The organism is Priestia sp. P5_B4, assembly GCF_056400385.1.
The window spans coordinates 1-6,551 of the sequence record NZ_JBFULJ010000160.1 but is presented as its reverse complement, the minus strand read 5'-3'; the positions used below and the strand labels follow the sequence as shown (position 1 = coordinate 6,551).

Below are 6,551 nucleotides of genomic sequence, written 5' to 3'. Positions count from 1 at the left end.
CGTCTCTTCTATTCGATTAGGTAAGTAAGAAGCGCTAATTCCAAACCATCGCATTTGATCACTGACAGTTTGCACTAGATTAACTAATCTTCTATTTCCACTTAATTCTGCTAAAAAGATATGAAAGTCTTTATCTGTAGAAATAAATAGTTTATTTTCTTTTTGCAGTTTTACCTGCTGCTGATAAAGCTGTTCAATCATTGAAATTTGTTCCTCTGAGATTATCGGAATAAGTAGCTCTACTACCAACACCTCTAAACCACGTCTAATTTGAATGACTTCTTCTACATCTTTTACGGTAATACTGCTCACTAACGTTCCTTTTCTCGGAATTGATGTAACCCACCCTTCTAATTCTAAAAGTGGAATAGCTTCACGAATCGGTGTGCGGCTGATTCCTAATTCTTCACTTAATTTTCTTTCATACAAGACTTCTCCAGGAGAAATGGTATGATCGATAATAGCATTTTTAATTCCTTCATACGCTTGCTGCTTTAGTGATAACGGCTGTGTTAATTTTGATAAACTCATAATTTTATCTCCTTTGATTCTTTTGGCATGTGGCATGCCAGTTACTTCTTATTTCTAGTATATACATGAGAGAATCTCTTTACAACATTTTTGTCAGAAAATTTAACAAACTTATTCCTGCCACAAAAGAAGCGTACGTTAGTTAAACGCACGCTTCTTTTTTATTCATTTACATTTGGATTCATTGGATTATCCATCCCTGTTTTATCTTGAATTTTTTTATAGATAAAATACGTGTAGATAGCAATTAAAATGGAGAATGCCCACGTAACGGCCTGAYGGAATACAATCATGTTCCCGTACCCTTCTACTCCGTACTTTTGAATCAATACGTATTTTACAATCGCTAAAAATACATAGCGGCCTGCRAACAGTACTGTAAGCCAGTTCATCATTTTGAATAAATCAGGCTGGTGGAAGAGTTTTAGAGAGTCTTCTCGCTTATAGCCCATTAAGTAAGCCGTATCTACAAAAAAGTACAAACCAATTGGCTTTTTTATCACAATGGTAAAAAGGACAACTACAGCCAGTCCAATCATAAAGTATACTTGATTGTTTAACATCGTTGCTGCGTTCCCTGAAATTAAATCAATAATGGTACGTGCCAGCAGCGTAATGACAATAAACAATCCTGTTACGTTAAACTGGCGATCTTTAATAAATGTATAAATGGTATACACAAACGCTGGTGCTGTTGAAAGCAAAATGGCATAGTAATCACCAATAATGTCTTTTCCTTGGTTCCATATTAGGTAAGGAATAGCGATATAAAAAAGTAAATCAAACCATACTCGTTTTGTATTGTTCATATATAACTCCTTTAAAAACGTTGTTCCTGCTATTATATGGGATACTACGCAAGAAAAAAAGGCTTTTACCTGGAATGTTATGAAATTTTAATTATTTGATGTTTAGATCCAGAGCGACAGGGAAAACGATTTCTAGAAAGACTTCAAGAATCATAAACATCCAAACACTTGAGCAGCAATACATGTGCCACAAGTGAAAAATGCTGAAAGGATTGATTCATTATCGCACTTCACCTAACGTACACGTCAGAAATGGAAAAGGCCATGCAGCTTTCTCACGGCGTGGGGTATGCTGAATATAGCCGTAAACTAGACAAACGTCTACAGGTGGAAAAAGAACGAGAAAAAGATTATCAGGCTAGCAAAGATATACTGCGTGATATTAACCAGCATCGATAATAAAAAGCCGCTCGCTACTTTTGGTAGCAAGCGGCTTTTTATTTACAAATGAACCAAAATTATACATAATAAGGAAGTGCGTGTACCAAAGAAAGGAACTTGCTTATTATGATGGAAAAATTACTGATTATTTGTGTGTTTGTAGGCATTATCCATATGATTGAAACACTAGCCTACTCTGTGAGACTTGCGGGCTTAAAAACTGGAAAACTAGTCGTGGCTTTATCTCTTTTTAATATTATTGTCATTGTGTCAAGAACAGCTAATATGGTGCAAGCTCCGCTGACCGGCAAATTAGGAGATGCGGTCCAGTCTAAAGAAGATTTGCCCGTTCTGCTTCATCAGCTTCAAACTATCTTGCTCGCCGCTTCTATTGGTACAATCGTAGGTGCTCTTTTAATTCCTAGCTTTGTATYAATTTTCTCCCGAATGATTTTACATTTAGAATTAGCGGGTTCTGTACCCAAAATGATGAAAAACATTACTTCCATACATACGCTGGAAAAAGCAAAAAAACACGTGAAGCGTCCTAGGTGGATTATGCTGTCTCAGCTGCGAATAGGCGGAGTGCCCAAGCGATTGCTTCTTTTGAATTTAATGGCCACGACCATTTATACAGTAGGTGTTCTTTCCACTCTTTATGCTTCTACACTCGAGCCTACTCTTTCTAAATCAATTCTGATGTCTTCTGGTCTTATTAACGGACTAGCGATGATTACCCTTGCTGTATTTGTAGATCCGCAAGTAGCCATTTTAACTGAAAAGGTAATGAAAGGTGAATCCACTAAGCAATCTATGAATAAAATGGTTGGTACACTCGTTATCTCTCGTTTGTGCGGGACAGTATGTGCCCAAATTCTCTTAGTCCCCGCTGCTCTTTATATTGCATGGATTTGCAAATTAATCCCTTAGAAAAAAGACTTCGTTAAAGAAGTCTTTTTATACGTATTCCACTTTTTTGTATCTATGAACAGCAGCGATTAAAAGAAAAAAACTGCTCATTAACGTAACAACTACGGTATAGGTGACACTTTGTGACCAGTGCAATTGTTCAAGCAGGCGAGCGGCGTATTGTGACAGYGCTGCAGGACTCCACTTTAATTGATTCGTAAACAAAGTACTCAAAAATGAAAGTAACGCAATGATCAAAATGCTTACTCCAGCAATTCCTCCGCTTTGTAAAAGAAATGTTCCAGCTGCCACTAAAACGGACAAGATAAAAATCAGCCACAGGCTGTATAAAAGAAAGCTAACTAGCATATGAGTCCAATCCACATATGAAAATAAAAGATTTGTATAATACCATGCTGCTATATAGCTTATAAACGTTGAGCCAATGACCAGTACGATTTGTGCAGCCCATTTACTCATAATGTATTGAATGACGCTCACCGGTCTCATCATAACAAGTACAGCAGCATGATTTTGTCGTTCATTTGAAATTATATTCATGCTTGCTAGTACAATCAGTAAAGTTCCTATTGTGCTATATTGTGAAAGGACACCTTGCATTACTTCTTGACCGGTGGGCGTAGGAAGTTGAATAATTGCTCCTTTTGGTAAATTCCCTGCCATGTTAATGATTTGTGGCATATAATAATTCGTTAAAGGCTGTGTGATGCCTAGTAAAATTAGAGAGATTGGCAGCCAAATTCCTTTGCCGTTCGCAAATAATTCATGCAGTTCCTTTTTAAATAAGACTCCAAATGTGTTCATTTGTTCATCACCTCTAGATACACATCTTCGAGAGAATGCTGTTTTCGTTCAAATAAAACAAGGTTTGCTTGTTGATCAACAAGCAGTTGAAGCAGTTRCTGCTGCTGAGATGTATCTTTTACACTTACAGTGGCTTTATAAGGAGAATGAAACTGTTCACTTGGCAGACTGCTAAGTGATCCAGGGAGCCTTTCTTYTGTTTCAATCGTAAAAGCAGGAGCCGTAAACTCTTGGCGCAGCGAACTCTTTGTTCCATTCCATTTCATACGTCCGTTTTTAATCATAATAATGTTATCGCATATTTGTTCTGCATCATGCAAAATGTGAGTTGAAAAAAGGATGGTCGTATCTTTTTTTAATGTTTCGATAATCAGTAGGACATCTTTTCTGCCTTCAGGATCCAAAGCCGAAACCGGTTCATCTAGAATTAGCAGTTCAGGTTTATGTAACAAGGCTTGCGCCAAGCCCAAACGTTGTTTCATTCCTCCAGAAAAGCCAGCAATTTTCTGCTTTTCCTTTCCTTTTAAACCTACAGTTTCAAGTACTTCATCTATTCGGTGGGAAAGCACATTTTTTGAAATGTTAGATAAAAGACCTAAAAAAGTTAAATACTGCTGAGGCGTCATCCAATTAAAAAACGTAGGATGCTGTGGCAGAAAGCCAATAAATGATCGTACGTCTTGGTGTTGTTTATCTTCAAAAGAAATTTTCCCTTTATTAGGTGCAGTAAGACCTGCAATCATATGCAAGGTAGTCGTTTTACCTGCACCGTTAGGGCCTAACAACGCTGCACATTTTCCTTTGTCGAGATTAAATGAAAGGTTATTCACAACGGTTATATTACGATACGCTTTTGTCAGTCTTTCTACTTGCATAAACATCTTCGCTCCACCTCACTGTTTTTTACRTCCTAAAACAAAATATAAAACGGGGCCAACTGTACTTACACATAAAATAATGAGTCCCCATAGCCATTTTGGTCCGTTTGTCTCTTCTTGCTTTATGCAGCTTATTAACGCTGGAATCATTAAAAGCAATTGTAAGAATAGAATTGGAGCAATTAACAACCAGTTAATGTCCTTCATTTACATCCCCCTTTTTCTTCGTGCTGGAAGCCAAATAATAAAAAACCAATAAAACAGCGTTGKCATTGGAATTTGAATCAGTCCCCATATTCCCCAAAACCATGGATGAGCGCCGCGTTTTTTTGCATTGATAAAAAGTAGAAAGCTTTGAAGAAGGAGAAATGGTGAAATAAACAGCACAAGAATCCATTTTTCATTCATTATAAAAACATCTCCTTTTTTCGTTTATAGTGAAAAACGATAAAAGAAATAGGAGCAACAATGATCCCAATTACTTCAATAGCGATAAATAAGGCGGGTATTTGTAAAATAGCAGTTGCCATTACCGTTAAAATAACAAGTGCTGTTAATGTAAATAAACATAACTCTTTCCGGAAAGCTTTTTTCTGCTTTTGTTTTTGAATGAGAAGCTGTTCTTGAATTGCATGAAGAGAAATACGTTCATGACTTGCTAAACTCTCTAGCTGCTCCCAATCTTTTTTTAAAGAATGTAAGGACTGATTGTTATTTTCTTCTCTCATTCTTTCCACTCCTTTCTCAGTATGTTTACTCCTTTATTTACTCTTGATTTGACCGTTCCTGCTCGCATATTCAGCATATGGGCAATCTCATCGTATGTATATCCGTAATAATGTCGAAGCAAGACAGGAATTCGAAAGCGCGAATCGAGTTCATTAAAATCGGAAAACATCTCACTCCATTCCACTCCTTTGTATTTAGCTTTCCACTGAAGCTGGTGCGATAAAGACTGCTTTATTCGCTGGAGACTGCTTTTTTCCCGTTTTTGCTTACGCAAATAATCCATGTACAGTCTTGAAGCAATGGATATCATCCAAGTCGAAAACTTTGCTTCATTTTTGTATGAAGAAAGATTCATGTAACACTTCATCATTGCTTCCTGACACAATTCACTGCATAAGTCCTCATCTAATGTCAGCTTTAAAAGGTATTTATATAAAAATGAATGATAGCGCTGAAATAATAATGAAAAGGCATCATCATCACCTTGTAATGCTTTTTGGACAAGGATGAAATCATCTTGTTCCAAAGCGGTCACCCCTCCTTTTTGTTTCATCACCTATATGACGCTTTAGCGATTGAAATCGTTCATTTTTTATATAAAAAAAACGCCCCGCAGGACGTTTTTATTTAGTACGAAGTATTTTTAATCCTTCTTCATCTTCTTCTAAGGGATAGACTTCGTCGTTTTTAGCGAATAAAACACCGTGGAAGATTTGAAGGTCATCATCACAGGCTTCACAAAATTCCTTTTCACCTTCGTTCCAAAAGCTAAAAAGCGCTAGTTCATCGCTACGCACGCTTGCATATTTTTGATGAAATTCATAAATCATCATCGCATAGTAGCGAAGCGCTTCTTCTTTTTTTTTAAATTCAATAGTTTCAATAATATCTTTTTCCCAGCCTTCTAAAAATAGCCAAGGTTCACAATCACTTTTTATTTTATGAACTCTCCATTTATCTGTCATGCTAGAACATCTCCTTACTTACAGCTTACTTCTAAAATTTCTCTTTTCCTTATTATTCAGCAAAAATAACTTTGAATCAAGTAAAACGGAAAAAAACGCCTATTTTCAGGAAATAGACGCTAACAATGTGGCTTAATCTGAACTTCTTTTTTATATTAATAATAGCTCCTTAAACTATAAGGAACTAAACTGCCCGTATAATACTGGGTAATGGGAGGAAAAACGCCTGCTGAAGGCGTGATTTTCCCCCACCAAGATGGTTTTTTGCCCCACCAGTTGTCCATCGCTCCATCAGGTGAAACGACAAATCCAATTGGACGTGCAAAAGAAGGCATAAAATACGGGTAGAACGAATACTGAAAAGGCGTATAGAAAGAAGAGTAAAACATCTCTTTCCTTATCCGTTTCCGAAGCCGTTTTGATCAGAACCATCGGGATCGAGCGTATTTGTATTAGAAAGTCCTGAATTTGTATTTACACAAATTCCTGTATTTGAAGACCCTGAACCTTGTGCAGTTTTACTA

The 6,551-nt window shown here is 36.8% G+C and carries 13 protein-coding genes; 2 read left to right on the top strand and 11 right to left on the bottom strand.

Annotated elements, in window-relative coordinates; all coding sequences use genetic code 11:
• Together AC1DRF_RS13780 and AC1DRF_RS13775 are read right to left on the bottom strand one after the other, a co-directional pair.
• On the bottom strand, window positions 1-531 hold a 531-nt coding region (locus AC1DRF_RS13780), incomplete at its 3' end, for a GntR family transcriptional regulator (protein ID WP_477740941.1).
• 161 nt (window positions 532-692) lie between these two features.
• Window positions 693-1,340: a VC0807 family protein gene (locus AC1DRF_RS13775; RefSeq protein WP_477740940.1), complete on the bottom strand. Its 648-nt coding sequence runs from the start codon at window positions 1,338-1,340 to the stop codon at window positions 693-695.
• Window positions 1,341-1,592: 252 nt separating this feature from the next.
• On the opposite strand from AC1DRF_RS13775, the gene AC1DRF_RS13770 reads away from it, so the two are divergent.
• Together AC1DRF_RS13770 and AC1DRF_RS13765 are read left to right on the top strand one after the other, a co-directional pair.
• Window positions 1,593-1,739, top strand: a complete 147-nt coding sequence (locus tag AC1DRF_RS13770; RefSeq protein ID WP_014459567.1) for a YuzK family famiily protein — start codon at window positions 1,593-1,595, stop codon at window positions 1,737-1,739.
• Window positions 1,740-1,850: 111 nt separating this feature from the next.
• The gene (locus AC1DRF_RS13765; RefSeq protein ID WP_477740939.1) at window positions 1,851-2,651 is read left to right on the top strand and encodes a lipid II flippase Amj family protein; all 801 of its coding nucleotides are present in this window, start codon (window positions 1,851-1,853) and stop codon (window positions 2,649-2,651) included.
• Window positions 2,652-2,678: 27 nt separating this feature from the next.
• Here the strand turns inward: AC1DRF_RS13765 and AC1DRF_RS13760 are convergent, their stop codons facing one another.
• From AC1DRF_RS13760 to AC1DRF_RS13720, 9 genes are all read right to left on the bottom strand, one after another.
• Window positions 2,679-3,455, bottom strand: a complete 777-nt coding sequence (locus AC1DRF_RS13760; RefSeq protein ID WP_016764610.1) for an ABC transporter permease — start codon at window positions 3,453-3,455, stop codon at window positions 2,679-2,681.
• Complete coding sequence (locus AC1DRF_RS13755; protein WP_477740938.1) at window positions 3,452-4,336, bottom strand: ABC transporter ATP-binding protein; 885 nt, start codon at window positions 4,334-4,336, stop codon at window positions 3,452-3,454. The genes AC1DRF_RS13760 and AC1DRF_RS13755 overlap by 4 nt, the downstream gene beginning before the upstream one ends.
• A 12-nt stretch (window positions 4,337-4,348) precedes the next feature.
• Window positions 4,349-4,540 (bottom strand): PLD nuclease N-terminal domain-containing protein, encoded by a 192-nt coding sequence (locus AC1DRF_RS13750; protein ID WP_477740937.1) that lies wholly within the window; start codon window positions 4,538-4,540, stop codon window positions 4,349-4,351.
• On the bottom strand, window positions 4,541-4,741 hold the full coding sequence (locus AC1DRF_RS13745) for a transcriptional regulator (protein ID WP_477740936.1): 201 nt from the start codon (window positions 4,739-4,741) through the stop codon (window positions 4,541-4,543).
• Window positions 4,741-5,061 (bottom strand): YxlC family protein, encoded by a 321-nt coding sequence (locus AC1DRF_RS13740; protein WP_016764613.1) that lies wholly within the window; start codon window positions 5,059-5,061, stop codon window positions 4,741-4,743. The genes AC1DRF_RS13745 and AC1DRF_RS13740 overlap by 1 nt, the downstream gene beginning before the upstream one ends.
• Window positions 5,058-5,615: an RNA polymerase sigma factor SigY gene (gene sigY, locus AC1DRF_RS13735; protein WP_230183541.1), complete on the bottom strand. Its 558-nt coding sequence runs from the start codon at window positions 5,613-5,615 to the stop codon at window positions 5,058-5,060. The genes AC1DRF_RS13740 and sigY overlap by 4 nt, the downstream gene beginning before the upstream one ends.
• A 70-nt stretch (window positions 5,616-5,685) precedes the next feature.
• Window positions 5,686-6,027 (bottom strand): DUF1033 family protein, encoded by a 342-nt coding sequence (locus AC1DRF_RS13730; RefSeq protein WP_477740935.1) that lies wholly within the window; start codon window positions 6,025-6,027, stop codon window positions 5,686-5,688.
• Between the two features lie 155 nt (window positions 6,028-6,182).
• Window positions 6,183-6,416 carry a hypothetical protein gene (locus AC1DRF_RS13725; protein ID WP_050690561.1) on the bottom strand — a complete coding sequence of 78 codons (234 nt, stop codon included), beginning with the start codon at window positions 6,414-6,416 and terminating at the stop codon, window positions 6,183-6,185.
• An 8-nt stretch (window positions 6,417-6,424) separates the two neighbouring features.
• The coding region (locus AC1DRF_RS13720) for a spore germination protein (RefSeq protein WP_477740942.1) at window positions 6,425-6,551 on the bottom strand (127 nt) is incomplete at its 5' end.

Coding starts and splice junctions, on each gene's coding strand:
- sigY (WP_230183541.1), bottom strand. CDS start 5,615: ATGAAACAAAAAGGAGGGGTGACCGCTTTGGAACAAGATGATTTCATC.
- AC1DRF_RS13730 (WP_477740935.1), bottom strand. CDS start 6,027: ATGACAGATAAATGGAGAGTTCATAAAATAAAAAGTGATTGTGAACCT.
- AC1DRF_RS13740 (WP_016764613.1), bottom strand. CDS start 5,061: ATGAGAGAAGAAAATAACAATCAGTCCTTACATTCTTTAAAAAAAGAT.
- AC1DRF_RS13725 (WP_050690561.1), bottom strand. CDS start 6,416: ATGTTTTACTCTTCTTTCTATACGCCTTTTCAGTATTCGTTCTACCCG.
- AC1DRF_RS13770 (WP_014459567.1), top strand. CDS start 1,593: ATGGAAAAGGCCATGCAGCTTTCTCACGGCGTGGGGTATGCTGAATAT.